This is a genomic window from uncultured Sunxiuqinia sp., assembly GCF_947495665.1.
Taxonomy (GTDB): Bacteria; Bacteroidota; Bacteroidia; order Bacteroidales; family Prolixibacteraceae; genus Sunxiuqinia; species Sunxiuqinia rutila.
This window is the reverse complement of record NZ_CANLZV010000016.1, coordinates 1-21625: the sequence shown is the minus strand read 5'-3', so window position 1 is coordinate 21625 and position 21625 is coordinate 1. Positions and strand designations below refer to the sequence as shown.

General features: G+C 44.6%; 18 protein-coding genes. 7 read left to right on the top strand and 11 right to left on the bottom strand.

The annotated features are described in order from the left end of the window. Positions 1 to 114 precede the first annotated feature (114 nt). From Q1A18_RS16075 to Q1A18_RS16045, 7 genes are all read right to left on the bottom strand, one after another. Positions 115 to 1503 (bottom strand): hypothetical protein, encoded by a 1389-nt coding sequence (locus Q1A18_RS16075; protein WP_299582904.1) that lies wholly within the window; start codon positions 1501 to 1503, stop codon positions 115 to 117. A gap of 151 nt (positions 1504 to 1654) precedes the next feature. After that, positions 1655 to 2953: a PIN domain-containing protein gene (locus tag Q1A18_RS16070; protein ID WP_299582901.1), complete on the bottom strand. Its 1299-nt coding sequence runs from the start codon at positions 2951 to 2953 to the stop codon at positions 1655 to 1657. Positions 2954 to 3292: 339 nt separating this feature from the next. Next, complete coding sequence (locus Q1A18_RS16065) at positions 3293 to 4291, bottom strand: polysaccharide deacetylase family protein (RefSeq protein ID WP_299582898.1); 999 nt, start codon at positions 4289 to 4291, stop codon at positions 3293 to 3295. 7 nt (positions 4292 to 4298) lie between these two features. Further along, positions 4299 to 6290, bottom strand: a complete 1992-nt coding sequence (locus Q1A18_RS16060) for a VCBS repeat-containing protein (RefSeq protein ID WP_299582895.1) — start codon at positions 6288 to 6290, stop codon at positions 4299 to 4301. A 21-nt stretch (positions 6291 to 6311) separates the two neighbouring features. After that, positions 6312 to 7397, bottom strand: coding sequence for a sialidase family protein (locus Q1A18_RS16055; RefSeq protein WP_299582892.1), 1086 nt, complete (start codon positions 7395 to 7397; stop codon positions 6312 to 6314). 19 nt (positions 7398 to 7416) lie between these two features. Then, on the bottom strand, positions 7417 to 8916 hold the full coding sequence (locus Q1A18_RS16050; RefSeq protein WP_299582889.1) for a sodium:solute symporter: 1500 nt from the start codon (positions 8914 to 8916) through the stop codon (positions 7417 to 7419). Between the two features lie 33 nt (positions 8917 to 8949). Beyond that, positions 8950 to 9855: a dihydrodipicolinate synthase family protein gene (locus Q1A18_RS16045; protein ID WP_299582886.1), complete on the bottom strand. Its 906-nt coding sequence runs from the start codon at positions 9853 to 9855 to the stop codon at positions 8950 to 8952. Positions 9856 to 10127: 272 nt separating this feature from the next. Here Q1A18_RS16045 and Q1A18_RS16040 point away from each other — a divergent pair, with 272 nt between their 5' ends. From Q1A18_RS16040 to Q1A18_RS16015, 6 genes are all read left to right on the top strand, one after another. Further along, on the top strand, positions 10128 to 10979 hold the full coding sequence (locus Q1A18_RS16040) for an AraC family transcriptional regulator (protein WP_299582883.1): 852 nt from the start codon (positions 10128 to 10130) through the stop codon (positions 10977 to 10979). A gap of 290 nt (positions 10980 to 11269) precedes the next feature. Beyond that, positions 11270 to 11941: an HAD family phosphatase gene (locus Q1A18_RS16035; protein WP_133466252.1), complete on the top strand. Its 672-nt coding sequence runs from the start codon at positions 11270 to 11272 to the stop codon at positions 11939 to 11941. 30 nt (positions 11942 to 11971) lie between these two features. Continuing rightward, complete coding sequence (locus tag Q1A18_RS16030; protein WP_133466251.1) at positions 11972 to 12556, top strand: DUF1349 domain-containing protein; 585 nt, start codon at positions 11972 to 11974, stop codon at positions 12554 to 12556. A gap of 28 nt (positions 12557 to 12584) precedes the next feature. After that, positions 12585 to 13784, top strand: a complete 1200-nt coding sequence (locus Q1A18_RS16025) for a hypothetical protein (protein WP_299582870.1) — start codon at positions 12585 to 12587, stop codon at positions 13782 to 13784. A gap of 30 nt (positions 13785 to 13814) precedes the next feature. Further along, the gene (locus Q1A18_RS16020) at positions 13815 to 14804 is read left to right on the top strand and encodes an ROK family protein (RefSeq protein WP_299582867.1); all 990 of its coding nucleotides are present in this window, start codon (positions 13815 to 13817) and stop codon (positions 14802 to 14804) included. Next, positions 14801 to 15451, top strand: a complete 651-nt coding sequence (locus tag Q1A18_RS16015; RefSeq protein ID WP_299582864.1) for an SIS domain-containing protein — start codon at positions 14801 to 14803, stop codon at positions 15449 to 15451. Before Q1A18_RS16020 ends, Q1A18_RS16015 begins: the two co-directional genes overlap by 4 nt. 85 nt (positions 15452 to 15536) lie before the next feature. Here Q1A18_RS16015 and rplS read toward each other — a convergent pair whose 3' ends face one another. Together rplS and Q1A18_RS16005 are read right to left on the bottom strand one after the other, a co-directional pair. Next, positions 15537 to 15884 (bottom strand): 50S ribosomal protein L19, encoded by a 348-nt coding sequence (gene rplS / locus Q1A18_RS16010; protein ID WP_299582861.1) that lies wholly within the window; start codon positions 15882 to 15884, stop codon positions 15537 to 15539. A gap of 107 nt (positions 15885 to 15991) precedes the next feature. Then, the gene (locus Q1A18_RS16005) at positions 15992 to 17674 is read right to left on the bottom strand and encodes a C69 family dipeptidase (protein ID WP_299582858.1); all 1683 of its coding nucleotides are present in this window, start codon (positions 17672 to 17674) and stop codon (positions 15992 to 15994) included. A 313-nt stretch (positions 17675 to 17987) separates the two neighbouring features. Here Q1A18_RS16005 and Q1A18_RS19135 point away from each other — a divergent pair, with 313 nt between their 5' ends. Further along, entirely contained in the window at positions 17988 to 18734 is a 747-nt protein-coding gene (locus Q1A18_RS19135) for a flavin reductase (RefSeq protein ID WP_363322896.1), read from the top strand. Positions 18735 to 19142: 408 nt separating this feature from the next. Here the strand turns inward: Q1A18_RS19135 and Q1A18_RS15990 are convergent, their stop codons facing one another. Together Q1A18_RS15990 and Q1A18_RS15985 are read right to left on the bottom strand one after the other, a co-directional pair. Continuing rightward, complete coding sequence (locus Q1A18_RS15990; RefSeq protein ID WP_299582855.1) at positions 19143 to 20639, bottom strand: IMP dehydrogenase; 1497 nt, start codon at positions 20637 to 20639, stop codon at positions 19143 to 19145. 6 nt (positions 20640 to 20645) lie between these two features. Further along, complete coding sequence (locus Q1A18_RS15985; RefSeq protein ID WP_299582852.1) at positions 20646 to 21161, bottom strand: hypothetical protein; 516 nt, start codon at positions 21159 to 21161, stop codon at positions 20646 to 20648. Between the last annotated feature and the right edge of the window lie 464 nt (positions 21162 to 21625).

The following is a 21625-nucleotide window of genomic DNA, read 5'->3' as shown; positions in this document are numbered from 1 at the left end:
GTAGCTGGTTGCGTGCCATTTTGCTGATAAATCGTTGAGTAGTTTTAGCGGGTAACTGACATTGATATTTAGCACTTGCCAGCCATTACTTATACATAGTTTTAGCATTGGGGCTTAATTAATTGTCATTTTTAATATCATATCATTCACTAGATTTATCATTTGCGTTATGAGTGGTTCTATATTTTCTTCAGGTAATTTTCCATGATATATATTATTCCTGATTCTTATAAGACTTACAAAGTCTATATCATATGATTTCGGTTCTAACTCGAGGTAGGTTAAAAGACTATCAAATTGGTCTTTTAATCCTGTTTTTCTTATGAATGTTACTTTGTCACTAGCCTTGTTCTCAAATCCTTCGACATCGGCATCAGCTACAATTTCTCTTATTTCCTTGATTTTATTTTTAATGAATTGATTTGTCTTTTTCTTACTCACTTTAAAATCGAATTCCTCCTTAATTGTAAATTGTTTTCCGTCAAATGGAGTTGTAAGGAAATAATTCCTGATTTTTTCAATAATGTTATATAATACCATAAATGAAGAGATCTCATCAACATTCTTCGTTTTTAAAATTCGAGGTATTATTTCGGATAATATGTCAGAGTTTGCTGAAAATTTTCCATAATCAACACTTTCTGCAAAGTCATAAAATGTTTTAAATTTTTTCTTCAAGAGAAAGTCTTGGGAATCATCTATGAAATGGTCGGAATATTTTAGAATTTTTCTGGTTTTATAATTTTTAATATTATTAACACGTATATTGGCAATAAAGAAATCAATGGGCTTATTCCAATAAAATGACATTAATAAACAAAGAGATTTTCCAATTTGAATAAGTTCATTATCTGTTAGTCTTTTCGTACCATCTGAAAGAGTCAAATAAGCATCTCTAAGAATATTAATATTTTGTTTCGAATATGTTTGCTCGTAAAAATGTTCAAATGATAAAATAAAATTTATTGGTCCGAAGGTTGTTTTTCGATTCACATCTTTCTCAATAAATTTGTCATCCCATCTATGTCTTCCTAAACCACCATAAGTAATGTATTCGTCAAGATGTTGGAATACGTTTTTTGTTAGTTGAAATCTTCCGTCTCCCACGTAGCTTCCATTAACTAATATTGTTGCATTGTCAACTGTGATAATAACAGGTTTTTTGTTGTGCTCCCAATAGTGGCTTTCCTGAATATCAATTATAGTACTTTGCGAAAAATCTAAAATATCTGGATACTCCCATTGGCGAGTGGTTATTTTTGGCTTAATGAGGCTGAGTATGGAAATCCCATTTTTCTTTAATAGTTCAAACTTTTCAAATAAATAATCTGATTGATTGTAGTATATGGTTAATTGTAAATATTCTGGATTTCGTTGGTTATAGATCAATCTGGAATCATAGTTACTATTTGACAAAGCCTCTCCAAAAGTTTCTCTTAGGACATCTTTATGGGGTTCTATGTCTAAACTAATAGTTATATCGTCTCGAAAGTAATCTTTCATTATTTGCTGTTCGTTTTTAACTCATTGCTAATGGTCATTTTTATGTGTTCGTGCGGAATTTCGAAAAGAAATCCAGTCAGAGCCGCTGGAGAGTGGGCAAAAGGTCTGACTTGTCAGACCGCTAAAACCCCCGCCTGCCATAAACAATTTGTTATGGGTAGCTATTTAACATTTCAAATTCTCCAATGTCATTTATTAGGCCGATGGTAATTCTTATGAACTCATTTTTGTATTTATTAGACTGTCTTGTGATTATGTCGTCTATATATTCTGATGAAAAGTCTGAGGACATTCCAACAATAATTAATCTAAAGCAGTTAAAGCGCCCACTTGAAACATCATAATATGCTTTGTGAAATTGCTCGGTAAATCTTGGTAAAAGTTGAAAACTTCTACCGCTTCTGACTACTAAGATTTTAATCCCTTCTGTTTTCTCATTATCTTTGAGTATCAAGTTGGGATATCCATTATTCCTAATAATTTCACTTTGCGGTTCAGTATCAACAAGCCATTTGGTTACTAATTCCTCTGCTTTTCGGATAAAGACACGATAATCTCCCCAAAATACAGTTGACGTTCGTTCTTTTATTTCTACTTCCTTAACTGCAGATTCATCAGCTTCAAAACTTGTCAATAATTGTGACAGTTTAATTATATGAAATGATTTATTATCAGTCTTGGTTTTGAATTCAGTTAGCAATTCAAATCTTGGATATAAAGATTGATTCTCACTTCGGTGAAACCAATCGTTTTTTTCATCTCCTGAAACAAATACAATGTGTTTATTTTTTTCAATGGATATTTCTAAAATTGATAGCCAAATTAATAAGTCTCCAATGCCCTCATCTGGTTTATTTTTGTCTTGAAACCCTGGTGGTATTGAGTATTTGTTTCTTCTTTCAAGTTCTTTAGCAATTGCTTCTTTGTCTATTTCTAGCTCGAAAATTGTATCTGGACTAAATAATTGATTATAAACTTGAGAAATAGGGTCATTCCACCGCCATTCTTTTATTTTATCCAATATTTCCCCAATTTTTTTAGAATACTTTTTCTGCACTTCTGTAACTTCTTCTTCCAGAGTTACAGCTTCATTATATTCATCAAGCTTTTCAAGTAAAGGATATTGTCCAGTTGTAGGTTTTTCTACTTTATTGCGAATTCTGCTTAGTTGCTGAAATAACGTTTTTATTTTCTCAGGTCTATTTTTCGCAAATTCTCGTGCTACTTGCCCCGGAATTAGGAGTTTATTATTTTTTATAAGCTTAGTAAACGTTTTTTTGATTTCATCAAATCCAGCAGAACTTGTCGAATATGGAATTAATAGTGCATTGGTATCCAAAACATAAATGCAATCATCCTTTATGTTTTCAAAAGGCAACAATTCGATATTGAAAATATCTGCTGCATTGGGGTAAATGGAGTGATGTATAAAAATATGTTCTTTATCCATGTTTATTTGGTTTTAGTTTATTTCATTTTTAATCCAATTATAATGACCCTTAACTAATGAGCATCAACTATGCCTGTTATATTTCATTTAAACAAATTTACCACTCCGAATATATAAAATATGTTTATCAATAGAAATGATTTGAAAATACAAGTTAAACCTTTCGCCGGTTCTGAGGCGGGTAGAAGGGGAGCGAGCTTGTTTCGGGTTAACTAAACTCAGCCCTGAGTCGTTTTTTTCCTATGGTCTATTGCTTGCCGGAAGCTTGTCTGCCAATGGCTTCCAGCACTGGACTGCGAGGCGGAGAACGGAACTTTTTAGAAAAGGGCGCATATTTTTTTAGTTGTTGGATTGATGACGCTTCATGATTTCTCGCCAGGTGGTAAGCACAATGCCGTGATCTTTAAAAAACCGGATGACCTCCGGATCGGAAAACATCTTGGCTTCCCAAACCCGCTGTTGCCACGAGCCGGTAATGCTTTTAAGGTGGTCGGTTTCAATGGACGGATGAAAGATGATCTCGGTAAGCCCGGGATCGAGCGCGTTGACCAGTTGAAAGAAGTTGGCCTTCTTTTCTTCGTAGCTTGAGCCTTTGGGGACACTGGTAAAGTTGTCGAGCTTCGGAAGTTGGTAGGCGGCCAGCTGGGCAATGGTTTCCGCTGAAATGGGATAGCCGGCTTGCTTGTAGTAGGCGGCTACCTTGGGGTTGGAGAGGTCGATGGCATTTGCCGGAATCTGGTATTCCTGCGCCACTTTCAAGAATACGGTTAAAAATTCGGCCGAGCCATAGAGCGTTCCCATATGCGTATCGATATGCGTTGGTTGGTACCCAAGCTCAAGCATGCGGTCAATCTGGGCGCGAATCTCTTGTTCTACTTCTTCGGGGCTGGCATGGCGAACCACATCAATGACTTCGGGCCAAAGTTTTCCCTGGGGATCAATCAATCCGGGAACATCAGCAGCCGGAGCCAAGGGGGGCCAGCGATAGCTTTTCCACTCACTGGTCAGCGTCAGGTGAACACCGATGTCGGCTTGCGGATGTTTCTTGGCCCAGGCCACCATTTCTTCTGCGTTGGGGCAGGGCATCATCACGGCCGCCGATTGAACGTGGTTCTTCAGGGAATAGGCCATCACCGAAAGGTTGGCTTCTTCACACATCCCGGCATCGTCGGAGTGCAGCAGCAGGATCTTTTGGCCCTTGGGGAACCCCAGCTTTTCGGCATTGGTTGGGGCTGAATTTTGGGCGGTCGAGGTTTTGCCTGTAGCAACTGTACCCAACAGGAATACACCAGCTAAAAGCATTCGACCCGTTTGTTGTAAGGAGTTGGCTCGTTTCATGATGCGCTTATTTTTGTTGGTTGTTTTGATGTGGATTTTCGAGGTAGTAAAAATGCCCGTCTTCCGCTCCAATTAAAAGATCGGGGATGCCATTCTTGTCCCAATCAACAAGGGTCGGCGAAGTGGTGTGTCCGGCTAGCCGGTGCTTGGAGACCGAGCCCATATCTTCTAGAACTGTCCGGCCATTGTGAGTGCCTTTGTTCCGCAGGAAATTAACGTTTATGCTATTGACCAAAAGGTCGGGCAAACCATCGCTATCCCAGTCGGTGATGCAGAATTTCCTGCGTCCCGAGCCTCCGGCCTCCCTGGTGTTGAGGCGTAGTAAACCGTCTTTGTCATTGGTGAATTTATCATTGAAAGCTTGTCCTTCAGCAGCGGTGAACAGGCGTTGCCCGGGTTTCAGGTGAAGCTGGCCGTTTTCTTCAAAACGCTCCCAAAAGCAAAGGTAACCTTCGTGATCCAACATGATGAGATCCATCAGTCCGTCCTGGTTCCAATCGTAGCCAAGCGGTGTCGTTCGCCATTGCGTTGCCAGGGTGTTTCCTTCCGGACTCCACCAGTTCCAAGCCGGTTTGGGATTGTCGCCTGGCCAGGCAACTTCCAGCGGTTGAGAAGCCGCCAAAACCGGTTTGCCGGGAACGCCAATGTTTTTGAACCAGCCAACTTTCCCCCAAATGGAGTTGTAAAGAATATCAAGCAGCCCATCGTTGTCCCAGTCCACCACGGACAGTGTTGTATAGCCCCATTTCTTTTCGGCAGGCCCTTGGATGGAGCCGTTTTCTCCGGCTTGAATAAGAATGGTTTTGCCATCGGCCTGAAGGTATTTGGGCTCGGCCCATTGCGGCGGATTTCCGCCATCGAGGTTTTCGATGAAGCCAATGTGGCCGGCAGTGTTCCCGCAAATTAAGTCCTCATCGCCATCCTGATCCCAATCTACGCTATAGGGCGTAACCAGTGCGCCGAATTTCAGGTGTTGCGCTTCCTGGCGCAGGTATTTCGGCTTTTGAAAGATCGGGCCATCGGAATTGGTTTTTCCGGTATTTCGAAGATAGACCACGCGCCCGTCCTCAATGCCTACAATCAAATCCATGTGTCCGTCTTGATCCATATCAGCAGCAGTGGGCACGATCATTTCCAAATCCAGGTGAAGCACTTCTCCCTCGATTTTCAGAAACTCAGGCGTGGCATAGTTCGGATGCTTGCGTGTTCCCGTATTTTCAATCCAGCTTAATCGATCGACAAATTCCCCAAGAATCAGGTCCAGATCACCATCACCATCAAAGTCTTCGAAAAGCGCCCCTGAAATGCTGTAATTGTCAATCGGCTGGCCTCCCGCTAAAACCGGAACGGGCTTTTTATACGTATTGGCGGCTTCCTGCTCGATGAGGTAAACGGTTCCATGCAGCGGGCCGTTGGTCCAAACACCTGCTTCGTTGAAGGCATTGTCCCAGCCATAGTCCGTCCAATCGTCAATAGCAAGGATTAAATCCAGGTCGCCATCCAGGTCATAATCAACCTGACGCCAGAGGTTAAAACGGGCCTTCTTGACAAGGTGCTTGTAAAAGCTTTCCGAAATGATGGTATCCGGCTTTTGAAAGAAGGAATGCTTAAAATCGCGGTAAACAACCCCGGGAGTCATGGCCATGATTTCATTGTCGATCACCGATAGTTGCAGGTTTCGTTTGCTCTCAGCCAACCAAACAGGGGCTTTAAACAACAGCTCGTTTGGGGCGTTCCCATTGTTCTCAAAATACCAAAGCCCGTTGAAAGGCTTATCGGGGCAATTGACCAGTAAGTCGAGGTCTCCGTCGTTGTCAAAATCAACCGGAAAAGGCCAGGCCCACAGCCCGACTCCAAGGTCGGCATGCAGGCCTGTATGGTTGTATTGAACTCTAGTAAGCTGATTGGACTCATTGAGTTGAGCCCCGCAAATGAGAGTCAGCACAACACAGCTTAGGAGAAAAAATCCTTTGAGAATAATCGGTTTATTGGTTTTCATTGCGTCGGTTCTAAGCGGATTTTAACGATTGGGCCATTGTCCGTTTTTAATGGGTTTGGTGCTTAATTTTTTGGGATCGACCACCACATGCTTGATTAGCTTTCGGTTCCAGGTGTAGGTGATGTGAATCATGCCATCCCGGGTTTGAATGACGGCTGGATAGGAATATTCAGAATCCGGATCGGAATCGTTTTCAAGCAGAACCGCTGCTTCCCAGTTGATGCCATCTTTGGATACAGCCAGGTTGAGGATGTTGCGATCGCCCCATGATTCAGCAGGTTTGACGTGGTTGTAGATCAACACATGTGTGCCATCGTTTAAGGTAACGCCATCAATGCCTGAGTTGGGGTTGGGCAGCTCAATGGGAGTTAAGGAGGTCCAACTGCGGCCGTTATCTTCCGACCAGGTCGATAATATCTGTTTATTTTGACTGCGGCACAAAGCCTGCAGTTTGCCATTCGGATGAATCAAGATGGTTGGCTGGATAGCACCAACATCTTTACCGTCATTTAAGGATTTGGTCCGCTCCCAGGTTTTTCCCATATCCGAAGTAATTTCCATGTGCACCTGCCAGCCGGTAAGCTCAGTGCTTGAAGGACAGAGCAGATCGCCATTGGCCAGGCGTACCGGCTTGTTTTTGATGGGCCCCCAGATTTCTTCGGGCAGGCGCTCGGGTGTCGACCAGCTTTTCCCATTATCCGTTGAGCTAATTACTTCTCCCCACCAGTCAGAACAGTTGGGGCCTTCTTTGTAAAAAAGCTCGATGGAATTACCCGTATTGAATAAAACCGGGTTCCAGGTAGGATAACGCAGGTCTTTGTGCTGAATGCCATTGGCCACTTCCTTGGGATTAGTCCATTTGCCGTTCGTCCAGCGGCTCACCCAAATCCCCACATCGGGATCTTTCTCGGCAGTGCCTCCAAACCAGGCAGCAATGAGTCCTTCATCGGTTTGTTCAATGGTGGAAGCATGACAACTTGGAAAAGGAACGTCAGCGGACTGGTAGATAAATTCTGATTTTACGATGGCTTGATCGCTATTGAACAGGTTTTGCGCGATGCCCGAAAATGTCGTCAGCAACAGGACTAGGATTAGCAGGTGTTTCATTGTTCAGTTTATTAATCAGTTAAACAGGTTGAGTTTGTTTCTTGTTGAATAGCTTCATACTCAGAAAGCCAACAAGAAAAATAACGAGTGTTCCAATAACAATGGTCAGGTTACTATGGAAAGGGCTTCGAAAAGCCAGGAGATCTTCATCATTGAAATAGAGGGGCGACAGGCTCATCCAAACGATGATCAGGACTCCCAGAATAACCCCAATGAGTGCGTCAATATTGCGTACTTTTTTCGACATAAATGCCAGTAAAAACAGGCCGAGCATGCCGCCGCTAAAAATGGAGGCCAATGACCACCAGGCATCCAGAACACTTTCAACACCAACAAGTGTCAAGGAGATAATGACCCCAAGGCTTCCAAAAACGATCGATGAAATGTAAAGCACAGTCATCGATGATTTCTCAGAGGCTTGCTTGTTGATGTAGCGTTGGTAGTAGTCGGATAAAACAATGGTGGCGGTGCTGTTCAAGCTGGTTGATACCGTACTCATTCCAGCCGCAAAAATAGAGGCAATGAGCAAGCCGGTAATCCCGCGTGGAAGCCCATTTACAATGAAATAAGGAAATACCTTGTCGCCGGCACTGGGATCCTGCAGTTCGGCGGGTAACAGGTTGGGCTGGGCAGTATAGTATGAATACAAGGCGGTTCCGATGTAGAAGAAGACCAGCGAAACAGGAACATACAGTAGGGCGCCAAATAAAGCCGATGATTGGGCTTTCTTATTGGAGCTGGTAGTCATGTAGCGCTGAACAAAGTTTTGGTCGATGCCGTAGTTTTGCAGGTTGATAAACAGCCCGTAAATGAGCACAACCCAAAAGGTGGAGTCGGCCAGACTGGAGCCAAAACTGCCCAGACTAAATTTATCGTTGGCTGCAGCAATTTCAAATACCTGTGCCGGCCCTTCCGGCATGGAAAAGGTTAAAACAGCTGCACAAACCAAAGCACCAATAATCAGGATGATTCCCTGAATGGCATCGGTCCAGATCACCGCCTGAATTCCTCCCATCATGGAATAAACCGTAACCGCGATACCGGTGACAATAATGATGGTTTTGATGTTCCAGCCAAATAAGGCGTTGAGGGGGAGGGCCAGGAGCAGCAGAATGGCCCCGGTTCGCATCATTTGCGTTAAAATGTAACAGGTTGAAGCATAAATACGAGCCCAGCTACCGAAGCGTACTTCCAGGTAGTTGTAGGCTGAAATGCTCCCAAGACCGCGGTACAGCGGAACAAAAAAGCGGGACGCAAGAATCGCAGCCACCGGGATGGCAAAGCTAAAAACCAAAGCATTCCAGTTGGATATATAAGCTTTGCCGGGCAGTGCCAAAAAACTGATGCTGCTCACAAAAGTGGCAAATATGGACATGCCCACCACCCAGGCCGGCAACTTGCCTCCGCCGGAAGTAAACTGATCCGAGGTTTTGTTTCTCAGGAAGAAGCTGGCTCCAAAAATGACGTTTCCAAGGGTTATAATGATAAAGACGATCAGGTCGATAACCGGTAAGTTCATAAGTCGTTTTTTAGTTTAGTTGGTTTGTACCGTTTAGTTTTTACTGACCATTTCCTGTAGGTTGGCTGCCAACTGCTTTTGTTGTTCGGGGCCAAATTGCCGGAAAGGCATGGCAACAAACCCATTGCAGATTCCCATGATGGAAAGGGCACATTTAATACTCTTAATGTACTTTGAACCTTCATGCCCGACATTGTAAACCTTGTCTTCAATTTGAATGATTTTTTCGCGGAAAGCAGCAATTGCTCTCGGATCCTTCTTTTTGCTGGCATCATATAAATCAACAAAAAGCTTGGGAAAGAGGTTGGCTCCTCCCGGAACAGCGCCATGTCCGCCATTAATCATTGTTTCAGGAATGAATAGTTCAGTTCCTACAATGATAGAAAATTCAGGAGAATCTTTAAACTCTTCAATGAGTGCGTACAGGTAGGCCAAATCGCCTGAACTGTCCTTGATTCCTATAGCTCCCAGCTCTTTGGCTTTTCTTACTGTGTTTAACGACATATGCATTTTAGTACAGGAAGGCATATTGTATAACATAAAAGGTAGCGGAAGTTGTGGAACCAGGTATTCCAGGTAGGCTGCCATCTCTTCCTGCGACATGGGGAGGTAGTAAGGAGCAGAAATAACAAGGGCATCAGCGCCTGCTTCGTGCGCTGTTGCAGCTATTGCCAGCGATCCGGTAATGGAGGTATCCGTAATTCCTACAACTACCGGAATTCGGTTGTTGATTAGCTTACAGGCCTTTTTGATAAAGGTTTTTCTTAGCTCGTAGCTCAGGTTGGGGGCTTCCCCGGTTGTGCCCAAAAGAAACACGCCATGAACACCACCAGCAATGAGGTGTTCAATCAATTTTTCCAATCCTGCTTCATCCAGTTTGGTATTACTAAGTAAAGGGGTTACAATAGGAGGGATCACTCCGGTTAATGGTAATTTCATCTCAGTATAGTTGTTCGTTTTCATAGGTTGTTGGTGGGATTTACTTGTACTGTTTTTTCGGCATGCATTTGTGTTTATATGCTCATTTCAAATTGATTGAAAAAGGTGTTCATGCTTCCGTTCAATTAAATTGGATGCTTGTCCCATCTTTACAAAGGAACTGCAATCGGCAACCAATTGCTTAGTGTATCTTGTTCGTTTTGCATTGAATTTTAACCTGAACCTTTCCAATAATTGCCTATATTTGTTAGGAACGGTTAAAAAAGTGTATTATGGAATTTGTCTATGAAAAGATCTTTGTTCCCCACAAACACTCCTTCATCACCCGGCGTCTTCAGATGGATCCCAACTCGGATCAGATGCATTCCCATAAAAATTTTGAGCTGAATTTGATTACAGAAGGGGCAGGCCGACGGATCATCGGAAATCATATTTCGAGTTATACACCTGGTGATTTAGTCTTGCTGGGTCCCAATCTTTCGCATTGCTGGGAGGTATTGGAAACCGAAAAAGGGAAGGAGCCGGAGTGCATTGTAACACACTTTTATGAGAACATCATCAGTTCGGATTTTTTCAATATCCCGGAATTGGAAGAGGTCATTGAATTGCTGAAAAAGGCAGATAGTGGGATTTTATTCAAAGGCCCCAAAACAGAACGGGTAGCGGCAACCTTAAAGCGAATGGTTGACTTGAAAGGGCTGGAGCGCTACATCGGGCTGTTGAAGGTGTTTAATCTTTTGCTGAAGATTGAAGACCGTGAATTTCTGGCTTTACCTTCTTCGTTGCCCAGTTCGTATGATAAGGATCGGGATCAGATCAATAAGATCTACGAATATGTTTTTCAGAACATTCAGGAAGGGATAAACCTGAAAGAGGCTTCGAAACTGGTTTTCATGGAGCCCAGCTCGTTTTGCCGTTATTTTAAAAAGAAAACCAATCAAACTTTTATGGAGTATGTGAAAAGTGTGCGGATTGGTATTGCTGCCAAGCTTTTGGCTGAGACGGATAAGCCCATTACCCAGATTTGTTATGAATGTGGCTACAATAACCTGGCAAATTTCAACCATTATTTTAAAGTTATTATGCAAAAAACACCTTCTGAATACCGAAAGGACTTTAAGTAGTTGAGAAAATCAACAGTTTAGTTATTGGCTCTCTTTAACGGCTTTGACGTTATTGCACCAATTGTTGTTTGTCGTTTGTCTGAATTTATTTCTTAATTTATTCTGTTAATGAGCACGTTGGTGACAGGTTTGCTTTTCTACTTAATCCGGCTTAACTTCCTCAAGTTAATATTGTATTGAAAACAGCTAACAAATGTGAGGTTTAGGAACGTAATCTTTTGTTTTTTTGATTGTTCCCGATTTGCTGGCTATTTTTTAAAGTAAAAGAAAACAGCTTAATTTTTATCGATATGATTTCAGCAAAAGCCATAATTTTTGATATGGATGGGGTATTGGTTGATAGTGAACCGCATCATATCCGGTCGGAAAGACGGATGTTTGAAAAAATGCAAATCCCAATCTCGCAGGAAGAGCATGCTCTTTTTATGGGAACAGCCACCGATGTGATGTGGTCCAGGATAATTGAGAATAAGCAACTTGATCTGGAGTTGGAGGAAATGGTGGCTATGCAAAACCGGGAGACCCATTTGTACTTTTCGGGACTGCCATACATGGAACCGATGTCCGGCTTAGTATCGCTTCTAAAACAGATCAAGAAACAAGGGATACCGATGGCTGTGGCTTCATCATCCAGCGTGGGAACCATTGATATTGTTATGGAGAAATCCGGTTTGCGGAGTTTCTTCGAGCATGTTGTAAGTAGCAGTGTTGTTGGAAAAAGTAAACCGGCGCCTGATGTATTTTTATATGCTGCACAGTTGCTGCAAACACCACCGGAAGACTGCATGGTGATCGAGGATTCAACAAATGGTGTTCGAGCCGCAAAAGCCGCAGGCATGTATTGTGTGGCTTATGCCGGTGCCAGCAGCGAAGGACAAGATCATTCCTTAGCTGACCGGATTATTTACGATTATGCTGAACTTGAGGAACTCGTGACGACTGTAATCGATGGAGGATCCTAAGCGGAGAATTGACTACCTAACCATAACTAAATGAAACAGCTATTCTCAAATTTTTACTGGATCAACCCGCCTGATGAGTTTTCGATTGAGGAGCAAGAGGTTTGCTGGCACACAAAACCGCAGACTGATTTGTGGCAACGTACGGGCTATGGATTTCGTCACGATAGTGCTTCGCTTTTTGTAACGGAGGTCACTGGCGACTTTTCATTCCAGTTAAAAACAGCTTATCCTAATGCGGAGTCTTTGTACGATCAGTGTGGGATCGTGATGTATCAAAATAGCGAGCAATGGCTGAAAGCTTCGGTTGAGCTCATTTCCCGGGATCATGCTCATTTGGGAGCCGTATTGACGCAACAGGGGTATTCGGATTGGAGCAGTACTGATATTCCCGCTTCGGTGAGGGAGATGTGGTACCGCTTGAGTCGGCGCGGCAATGATTTTTATCTTGAAAATTCGGAGGATGGAAAGTTGTTCAAACAAATGCGTCTGTTCCATTTTAAGTTGGAAACAACAAAAGCCCGAATTGGTGTTTATGCTTGCAGTCCCACATCCGGAAGTTTTCAAGCTTCCTTTTCAGAATTTGAGCTCGGCCCATGTACTTGGAACCTGAAATAGATCAAACGAATACCTAAACTTCAATACCATGAATCGAACGAACTGGTTAAAACAAAGAGGCATGATCATTCTTTTAGCATTAATAACAGGTGCTGGACAGCAATTGAAAGCGCAGGACAATTTGTTGTGTCAAGGACGTCATTGGACCGAAGATGAAGGAGCAGAAATGATGGCTGTATTTCAGCAGGAGTGGCATGATCAGGCTTCGTGGGAAAAGCGGGCAAATCGCATTAAGCAAGGACTTATTGAAGGCATGCAGCTGGATCAAATGCCTCCAAGAAGTACGGAGTTTAACGTTCGAATAAGCCATGCACGGAAAATGGATGGCTATTGGGTTGAAAATATTGTACTGGAGAGCTTTCCTGGCTTTTACATTACCGGTAATTTGTACCGACCAGTTGACTTGAATGGAAAATGTGCAGCTATTCTTTGTCCGCATGGACATTTACCTGATAAACGATTAAAAGAGGATGTACAAACCCGGGCGACAGCATTCGCGCGGATGGGTGCGGTGGTGTTTGCTTACGATATGGTTGGTTTTGCCGATTCGAAACAGGTCACACACGATATTCCGATTGCCTTGGTTTTGCAAACATACAATAGCCAGCGAGTGTTGGACTACCTTTTATCGCGAGCGGACGTGGATGCCGAGCGTGTAGGGATAACCGGAGGCTCTGGTGGTGGAACGCAGACTTTTATGTTGACCGCTATTGACGATCGCATAACAGTGGCTGCTCCGGTGGTTCAGGTGTCAGCCCATTTCTTTGGCGGTTGTGTCTGCGAAAGTGGAATGCCGGTACACAAAAGTGCTGATCATCAGACCAACAATGTGGAGATTGCTGCTCTGTGCGCTCCTCGTCCCTTGTTGCTCATCTCCAATGGAGCCGACTGGACCCGAAATACGCCAGCTATTGAATTTCCTTACGTCAAACGTGTTTATGAGGCGTATGGTGTTCCTCATCGGGTGGAGCATGTACACCTGCCGCTCGAGAAACACGACTATGGCCCCTCGAAACGTGCTGCTGCCTATAACTTCTTTGCGCACCACCTTAAGCTGAATTTGAACAAGCTACCCTATAAGAATGGTTTTGATGAACGTTTCGTTCATGTCTTTCAACCTGAGGAATTACAGGTTTATTCCGATGAAAATCCACTGCCAGCAAATGCACTGAAAGGCAATCAGACGGTGATGGATTACCTGGGAATTTGGGGTGCTGATTCGAAATAATGAATCGAAAGCTAATCAACTAAACGGATTATGGAAAATTCAACGTATTACCTGGGAATTGATATTGGAGGAACCAAATGTGCGGTGGTGGTTGGCAATGCCAAATTTGAAGTGTTGAAGAAGGTGCAGTTTCCAACGCGAACCCAAGAGCGAGGTTATGAGGAAGTATTGCAGGAGTTTCATCGTCATATTACAGAACTGTTCTTGATATTCCCGAAAGAACAATTTGAGAGCATTGGAATCAGTTGTGGTGGCCCTTTAGACTCGGTTCAAGGGGTGATTCAATCGCCGCCCAATTTGCCAGGATGGGATGAGGTTCCCATTACCGATTGGTTTCGCAAGCAATATGGTATTCCGACAGCCTTGCAAAATGACGCGAATGCTGGCGCACTGGCTGAGTGGATGATGGGAGCGGGGCAGGGGACACGCAACATGGTGTTTCTGACTTTTGGGACAGGAATGGGCGCAGGCTTAATTTTGAATGGGCAGCTTTACGCCGGAACCAATGACTTGGGAGGTGAAGTTGGACATATTCGCTTGGCTGATCAAGGCCCTGTTGGCTTTGGAAAGGCTGGATCGTTTGAAGGTTTTTGCAGTGGCGGAGGAATTGCCCAGCTGGCTCAAAAGATGGTGCGCGACAGCTGGGAACAAGGCAAGGATATTGCCTTTTGTCGGAATGAAGAAGAATGGGAAAGTCTAAGTGCTAAAACAGTGGCCCTGGCTGCGGTTGACGGAGATGCTTTGGCTTTGGAAATCATCCGGATTTCAGGAGAATTCCTGGGGAGAGGATTGGCTGTATTGGTTGATATTCTGAACCCGGAGTGTATTGTTATTGGCAGCATTTATGCGCGAAATGAATCGCTGTTCAAGCCCTTTGTTGATCGAATTTTGCAGGAAGAGGCCATCCCTGGAGCTTGGCGTGTTTGCCAAGTGAAGCCTGCCGCTTTGGGTGAAGCTATTGGCGATTTTGCGGCTTTGTGTGTGGCTATTTACTCCAATCAGCAAATGTCAGCCGAATGAACGATCATCCTGCCTTAAAAGAGCTGATAAACCGTTATCCGGAGTTGGAATCACAGGTCCCTGCTATTTCCGAGGCAGCTTCTTTGTTGATCCGTTCCTTTCGCCAAGGAAACAAGCTGTTGTTGTGTGGGAATGGCGGAAGTGCTTCGGACTCCAATCATCTGGTTGGTGAATTGGTCAAAAGTTTTGAGGCAAAACGGCCGCTTCCGACTTCCTTTCAGCATAAATTGAAAAGAATGGATGAGCAGCGGGGGGCATTTTTAGCTAAAACGTTGCAGCAAGGCGTGTCAGCAATTTCATTAGCCAGCAACACGGCTTTGTTGACGGCCATTAGCAATGACCTGTCCGGAGACCTGATCTTTGCCCAACAAATTATGGGATACGGACAAGCCAACGATGTGCTGCTGGCGATCAGTAGCTCCGGTAACTCCCAAAATGTGCTTGATGCCTTGCTGGTCGCTCGTGCCAAGTCGTTAAAAACAATTGGACTGACTGGTGAAACAGGGGGCCAAATGGCTGCATATTGCGATGTACTCATTCGCGTTCCTGCCACTTCAACACGCCTGGTTCAGGAATATCACTTGCCTGTTTATCATACCATTTGCCTGCTTATTGAAAGCGAACTATTTGACTCTGAAGTTGGATAGGAGCCCGTTGGTGGAATCCGTAAACCTTAGCGCATAAAAAAAGGCCTTCAAGTGAAGGCCTTTTTTTATATTATAAACGTAGATCTTAGAATCTTCTTTCTTTGATTCTCGCTTTCTTACCAGTACGCTCGCGTTGGTAAAAAATACGTGCGCGACGTACGCTACCTTTTTTGTTAATTTCAATGCTCTCAATGAAAGGTGAAGTCATTGGGAAGATACGCTCAACACCAATGTTTCCTGACATTTTACGAACAGTAAATGTTTTGTTTGTTCCACTACCTTTCACCTGAATAACTACACCGCGGAAAGCCTGAATACGCTCTTTACTTCCCTCTTTAATTTTGTAGTTTACAGTGATGGTATCTCCTGCGCCAAATTGTGGCAGGTTGTTCTCAACCTCAAAAGCTTGTTCGGCTACTTTAATTAAATCCATCGTTTCTAAAGTTTAAAGCAATGTTACACATCTTGAGTGTAAGAGATTGCATAATTTGGCGCAAAATTAACAATATTTATTGGCTTACAAAACAATTCAGGCCTTTTTTAATGGGTTGGGCCATCAATTACTTTCAAGTGATCGCCGGTACTTTCGATAATCGCTTTGTACCACCATTCCGGGTATCCCGGGAATTCAGGAGAGGCTGGATCTCCATGCTCATTGCGCAGGAATTCACCATCTTTCTCTTTCTTCACGTTTCCATCCATGTATTTCACAATAAGATAGTGGGATAACTCTTTCCATTCAGCGGTCATGTTGTTGGCTTCGTTGACAGCGTATTGTGTCAGGAACTCGCGCGCCTTCGTTTCTCCTTGTGTATCGTAAAGCAGTTTGGCCGCCTGGTCAATGGCAGGCGTGTAAGCGATAAACTTGCCTTCAATTTCGGCTTGCTTTGCACGGATGTGCTCAATCATGGCGTCGTAGCGCAGGTAAGCAAAGTTGGTTACGGTATTGAACACCCAGAAAGCCGATGTTTCAGAATAGTTAAGCATGTCGCCGTTACCTACCGCAAACGTCTCCGGAATTTCAGTAATGCTGGAGTACATGGGCGCGTAGCAGGTGCTGTACGTATCGTCAACGCCAAACCACAGGATTCCTCCGATGGCATCGGGCAACCACGAGCGGCTTTGCGAAACAAACGAGAAAGCCGTTTGCTGGGTTGAAATGGCCCGTTCGTTGCAGTACTCCACCGAGTCTACTTCCCAGGTCAAACCACGCCAGCGGTAGGGCAGTTTATAGGGGCCGGCACCAATGTCCTGTGTCATATCCAGCGGTGTGCCTTCGTAGTGGTCACGCATCATTTCCATGACATCTTTTACCGATAATTTCTGGTCGGGTTTAATCCACAAGGGCATCCGGTTGGTGGCATAGTTGGTTAAAGTATCGTACTCCACCAGTCCTTTGGCATAGTTGGTATATTGCTCCATGCCCTCGGCTACTTTGTTGAATCCGGCCCACACACGGGCTTCGCAAAAGCGGGCTGCGCCGAAGTCAACGGGTGCATACACATCCGAAAAGCTAAAGTCTTTGTTTTTACCGTCGAACCAGCCTTTTTCGCGGGCAAAAGAAATGACATCTTTCGAATACAGGCAGTTTTGAGGATCATTCAAAGGGAAGGTCGTGATGCGGGCCTGGTTGGCGTGTCCGCTGATGTAGCCGTCAGGTACGCGTAGTGCTACCCAAACAGCTCCTTTTTCATTCTTCCCTTTACCAATCATTTCCAGAATCCACACTTCATCTTTATCGGCAATTGAAAACGACTCGCCGGAGCTGTAATAACCATGTTCTTCCACCAGGTCAGTCATTACCTGAATGGCCTCGCGGGCACTTTTTGAGCGCTGCAGAGCTACATAAATCAAGCTGCCGTAATCCATAATGGCGCCATCCTGGCTCGACAGTTCTTTGCGGCCTCCAAAGGTTGTTTCGGCAATGGCTACCTGAAATTCATTCATGTTTCCCACCACACTGTAGGTGTGCGGAACCTGAGGAATAACTCCCAGGAACTTGCCTGTGTCCCACTCGTAAATCTCGCGGGTGGCCCCTTCGGGGTAATCAGTGGCTGGTTGAAAGTACAATTCACCATACAGGTTGTGCGAATCAGCGGCATAGGTTACCATGGTAGACCCGTCCGTTGATGCCCCTTTGGTAATCAGAAAGTTGGTGCATGCCCAGCTGTATGCCGAGCCTGCAACAATGAGGAAAGCAATTAAACTACTTTTTTTTATCATTTGGTATCAATTTAAATTTTCCTTTTAGGGTTTGAATTCGAATCAGCTAAAAAAGTGAAAAAAAGCCTCATTAAAAAATGAGGAATCTCAAATCGCCCGATTTTTAACGATTTGTTTGAGACGGCACACCGCAGCCGTTGGGCGACTGGGGTGTTTTTGCGGGCTTAAGGAAGTCTGCCGGAAGTGATAAAAGGCGAATTTGAATCGGGTTTTCTGTGGAATTCTGCAAAAATATCTTCATTTTTATGTAATTAAAGCCTTATGCTGAAGGCCGATTCATTAACCCAACAATAAACGTTAAACCGATAAGAAGATGAAATACAAAGCTTTTCATAAGATGTCCTACGGCATGTACCTGGTGGCTTCCGAGCTGGATGGCAAAAAATCAGGCTACATTGCCAACACAGCCTTTCAGGTAACCAATTCGCCGGAACAGGTGGCTATTTCGTGCCACAAAAAGAATCAGACCACCGATGTTATTCGCCAGGCCGGTGCTTTTTCCGTGTCTGTTTTGAAGCAAAACCTCGATGTTAAACTGATTGGAAACTTTGGGTTTATGTCGGGACGGGACTTGGATAAATTTCAGGATGTGCAAACACAAACGGCCAAAACCGGCATGCCAATCGTTTTGGATGAGTGTGTGGCCTGGCTGGATTGCGAGGTGCGGCAAACCCTTGATGTGGGATCGCACTGGCTGATCATTGGCGAGGTGGTGGACAGTGCAGTGGTATTGGATGAGGAGCCTTTAACCTATCAGGTGTACCGCGAGAAATACAAAATGTTCTCACCCAAAAATTCGCCGACCTACATTGAGCAGGAAACGCTGCAGCAGGAGGAAGCCGAAGCGAAAGCGAAAACACCGGAGCCTGACGCGCCTGAGGAAAGTGCCCCTGCCGAGGAGGCTTCAGCCCATGTGTGTGTGATTTGTGGTTACCATTATAACCCGGAGCAGGGAGATCCTACCCGCGGAATTCCGCCCGGAACCCCCTTTGAAGATTTGCCCGACGACTACCGGTGCCCGATTTGCAACGCCACCAAAGACTATTTCAAAGAAGTCTAAAAACATGCCGGAGGCACAAGAATCATTATAAGGAATAACAGTTGCCTAAAAGAAAGACTATTAATTTAGCTTGATTTTTTTGTGAAGTTGATCGGCCTATTTTTATCAAAGCCGGAATCAAACTGAAAGCTTAGTGTAAACGAGAAGTTCCGACGAAGGAGGAAATCACTCGTTGAACTTAGCTTTTAGAAAGATGGAGGATGAAGATAAAAATCAGCCTTGAATTTTCTGTTTACTCTTTGTTTCAAGACAAAGAGTAAAATCCGTCTGATAAGACTTTACTGCAAAGTAATTGTCAATATTTGGCGCAATGTGTCATCGATTTCTGAATAAACACAAAGCCTTAAAAACAAAATGCCGGACTGAAAAATCAGCCCGGCATTTTTATATGATCGTTGCCTGTTGCAATTACATGTTGGTATCTTTCAGAATAACGTCGTGTGCGCCACCTTCAACAATACTGGTTGCCGAAACCAGGGTAATCCGGGCTTCTTCCTTCAGTTGCTGAATGGATGTTGATCCACAGCTGCACATGGTCGACTTCATTTTACCCAGGGTAATGTCCAGGTTGTCTTTCAATTTTCCGGCATAAGGAACATAGCTGTCCACACCTTCTTCAAATTTCAGACCGGTGCTGCCACCCATGTCGTAACGTTGCCAGTTACGGGCACGGTTCGAACCTTCGCCCCAGTATTCTTTCACATAGCGGTTGTTGACCATCAGCTTGCGGGTTGGGCTCTCATCAAAACGGGCAAAATAGCGGCCCATCATCAAAAAGTCGGCTCCCATAGCCAGTGCCAGTACCATGTGGTAGTCCTGTACAATACCACCATCCGAGCAAATCGGGATGTAAACACCTGTTTTTTCAAAATATTCGTCGCGGGCTGCAGCCACTTCAATGATGGAAGTTGCCTGACCACGTCCAATGCCTTTTTGTTCGCGGGTAATACAAATCGATCCGCCGCCAATACCCACTTTAATGAAGTCGGCTCCGGCTTCGGCCAGGTATAAAAAGCCATCTTTATCAACTACGTTTCCGGCGCCGATTCGCACTTGGCCGTTGTATTCTTTTTTCACGTACTCGATGGTTTCGCGCTGCCAGGCCGAGAAACCGTCCGAAGAGTCGACGCAAAGCACGTCAACACCGGCAGCAACCAGCGCAGGAACACGCTCTTTGTAGTCGCGGCTGTTGATTCCGGCACCTACCATCAGTTTTTTATTCGAGTCCGAAAGCTCATTGGGGTGTTCTTTGTGGCTTTCGTAGTCTTTGCGGAACACAAAGTACTGCAGATTCTGATTTTGATCAATAATGGGCAGGCTGTTCAGTTTGTGATCCCAGATCACATCGTTGGCATCGTTCAGTGTCATGCCCAGCTGGCCGGTAATCAGCTTGTCAAAAGGGGTCATAAATTCTTTGACCTTCTTGTCCAGCGGATCTCTGGTCACGCGGAAATCACGCCCGGTAACAATGCCCAGCAGTTTGCCGTTGGGTGAGCCGTCTTCTGTAACGCCCAGCGTTGAGTGTCCTGTGTTTTCAATTAATTCAATGACATCGGCTAAGGTATGCTCCGGTGTCAGGTTGGAGTCGCTTACCACAAAACCGGCTTTAAATTTCTTCACTTTGCGCACCATTTCAGCTTGCGTGTCAATGGGCTGTGAACCGAAAATAAAAGAAAGTCCGCCATTTCGAGCCAGGGCAATGGCCATGTTGTCATCGGATACCGACTGCATAATGGCCGAAACAAATGGAATGTTTAACTCCATGCTTGGCTTTTCACCTTTCTTAAAACTCACCAAAGGAGCTCTTAAAGAAACATTATCAGGTAAACAGTTTTTGTCGGTCAGTCCGGGAATCAGCAGATATTCACTAAAGGTTCTGGAAACTTCGTTTGAGTACTTGGCCATAATCTGTCAGCTTTTAAATGAAAAATTGCGCAAAACTACAATTAATTTTTGAATGCGTGAGTTTGGTTGGTAAAAATATGGATTTTTCGGGAGATAGCGGGCAAAGGCGGTGCCTGAAAAACCAATTTTCCGGAATCTACCCGCCGGGCACTCAAAGCCTGCCGGATTGCCGGTCAACGGGAGGGGAGGGTTTCCAAATCGCGACTTTGCCGCTGCACGCTTGCAGGAGCCAAGCCAATGGAGTAAGGGCCTGGCCGCAAGCGTGCGGCAACCCAGCCACCAAAATTTTTCGCTTGTTGCACGGCTGCGACAGCCCAGCCACAAAAATTTCTTGCCTGTTGCAGCGCTGCAGGAGCCAAGCAAATAAGTTTGCTGGCTTGCCGCAGCTGTGCGAGAGGTGAGCCAATTTATTTTTTGCTTGCCGCAGCCGTACGGGAAGCAAGCCAAGAAGTTTGCGAGCCTGTTGCAGCGCTGCAGCAAGCTAGCCAGAACATTTTTTTGCTTGCTGCAATACTGCGGCAAGCGAGCCAACAGATTTTCTGGCTTGCCGCACGGCTGCAGGGACGCAAATATCAGGTAGTTACAGCGTCTTGTAATTCTATTAAGTGCTGAAAGTCACTGATTCCGGGCAAGTGCCGGCCTGTGTCCTGTATCTTGCTTTCAAGAAGCAAAAGCTGGCAGGCAGGGCACCTACCAATCGGCTCCAGTATCAGTTGTTTAGAACGAAAATAAAATAAGTTTACGTAGTTATATCTTTTGTAAAGTTTTGTAAATTGATCAGCGAAAACTAAAAAACGAAAACCAATGACTATACTACCCTACATGCATCAACCACCCCTCAGCAGTATTTTAACCAACAAAACTACATCCAACTAAAGCGAATAGATCCACAGGACTGTGGATATACATGTGTTGAACTAAACCCCGCGATGCGGGCTGGGCTTTGATTGTGCAGGAAATGGGCTTAACTTGAGTACTCATATTTA

What these genes read in the sequence shown, in the direction of transcription:
- Q1A18_RS16025 (WP_299582870.1), top strand. Translation starts at nt 12,585, where the DNA reads ATGAATCGAACGAACTGGTTAAAACAAAGAGGCATGATCATTCTTTTA.
- Q1A18_RS16055 (WP_299582892.1), bottom strand. Translation starts at nt 7,397, where the DNA reads ATGAAACACCTGCTAATCCTAGTCCTGTTGCTGACGACATTTTCGGGC.
- Q1A18_RS16005 (WP_299582858.1), bottom strand. Translation starts at nt 17,674, where the DNA reads ATGATAAAAAAAAGTAGTTTAATTGCTTTCCTCATTGTTGCAGGCTCG.
- Q1A18_RS16070 (WP_299582901.1), bottom strand. Translation starts at nt 2,953, where the DNA reads ATGGATAAAGAACATATTTTTATACATCACTCCATTTACCCCAATGCA.
- Q1A18_RS16045 (WP_299582886.1), bottom strand. Translation starts at nt 9,855, where the DNA reads ATGAAATTACCATTAACCGGAGTGATCCCTCCTATTGTAACCCCTTTA.
- Q1A18_RS16035 (WP_133466252.1), top strand. Translation starts at nt 11,270, where the DNA reads ATGATTTCAGCAAAAGCCATAATTTTTGATATGGATGGGGTATTGGTT.
- Q1A18_RS16060 (WP_299582895.1), bottom strand. Translation starts at nt 6,290, where the DNA reads ATGAAAACCAATAAACCGATTATTCTCAAAGGATTTTTTCTCCTAAGC.
- Q1A18_RS16020 (WP_299582867.1), top strand. Translation starts at nt 13,815, where the DNA reads ATGGAAAATTCAACGTATTACCTGGGAATTGATATTGGAGGAACCAAA.
- rplS (WP_299582861.1), bottom strand. Translation starts at nt 15,884, where the DNA reads ATGGATTTAATTAAAGTAGCCGAACAAGCTTTTGAGGTTGAGAACAAC.
- Q1A18_RS16075 (WP_299582904.1), bottom strand. Translation starts at nt 1,503, where the DNA reads ATGAAAGATTACTTTCGAGACGATATAACTATTAGTTTAGACATAGAA.
- Q1A18_RS19135 (WP_363322896.1), top strand. Translation starts at nt 17,988, where the DNA reads ATGAAATACAAAGCTTTTCATAAGATGTCCTACGGCATGTACCTGGTG.
- Q1A18_RS16015 (WP_299582864.1), top strand. Translation starts at nt 14,801, where the DNA reads ATGAACGATCATCCTGCCTTAAAAGAGCTGATAAACCGTTATCCGGAG.
- Q1A18_RS16050 (WP_299582889.1), bottom strand. Translation starts at nt 8,916, where the DNA reads ATGAACTTACCGGTTATCGACCTGATCGTCTTTATCATTATAACCCTT.
- Q1A18_RS16030 (WP_133466251.1), top strand. Translation starts at nt 11,972, where the DNA reads ATGAAACAGCTATTCTCAAATTTTTACTGGATCAACCCGCCTGATGAG.
- Q1A18_RS15990 (WP_299582855.1), bottom strand. Translation starts at nt 20,639, where the DNA reads ATGGCCAAGTACTCAAACGAAGTTTCCAGAACCTTTAGTGAATATCTG.
- Q1A18_RS16065 (WP_299582898.1), bottom strand. Translation starts at nt 4,291, where the DNA reads ATGAAACGAGCCAACTCCTTACAACAAACGGGTCGAATGCTTTTAGCT.
- Q1A18_RS16040 (WP_299582883.1), top strand. Translation starts at nt 10,128, where the DNA reads ATGGAATTTGTCTATGAAAAGATCTTTGTTCCCCACAAACACTCCTTC.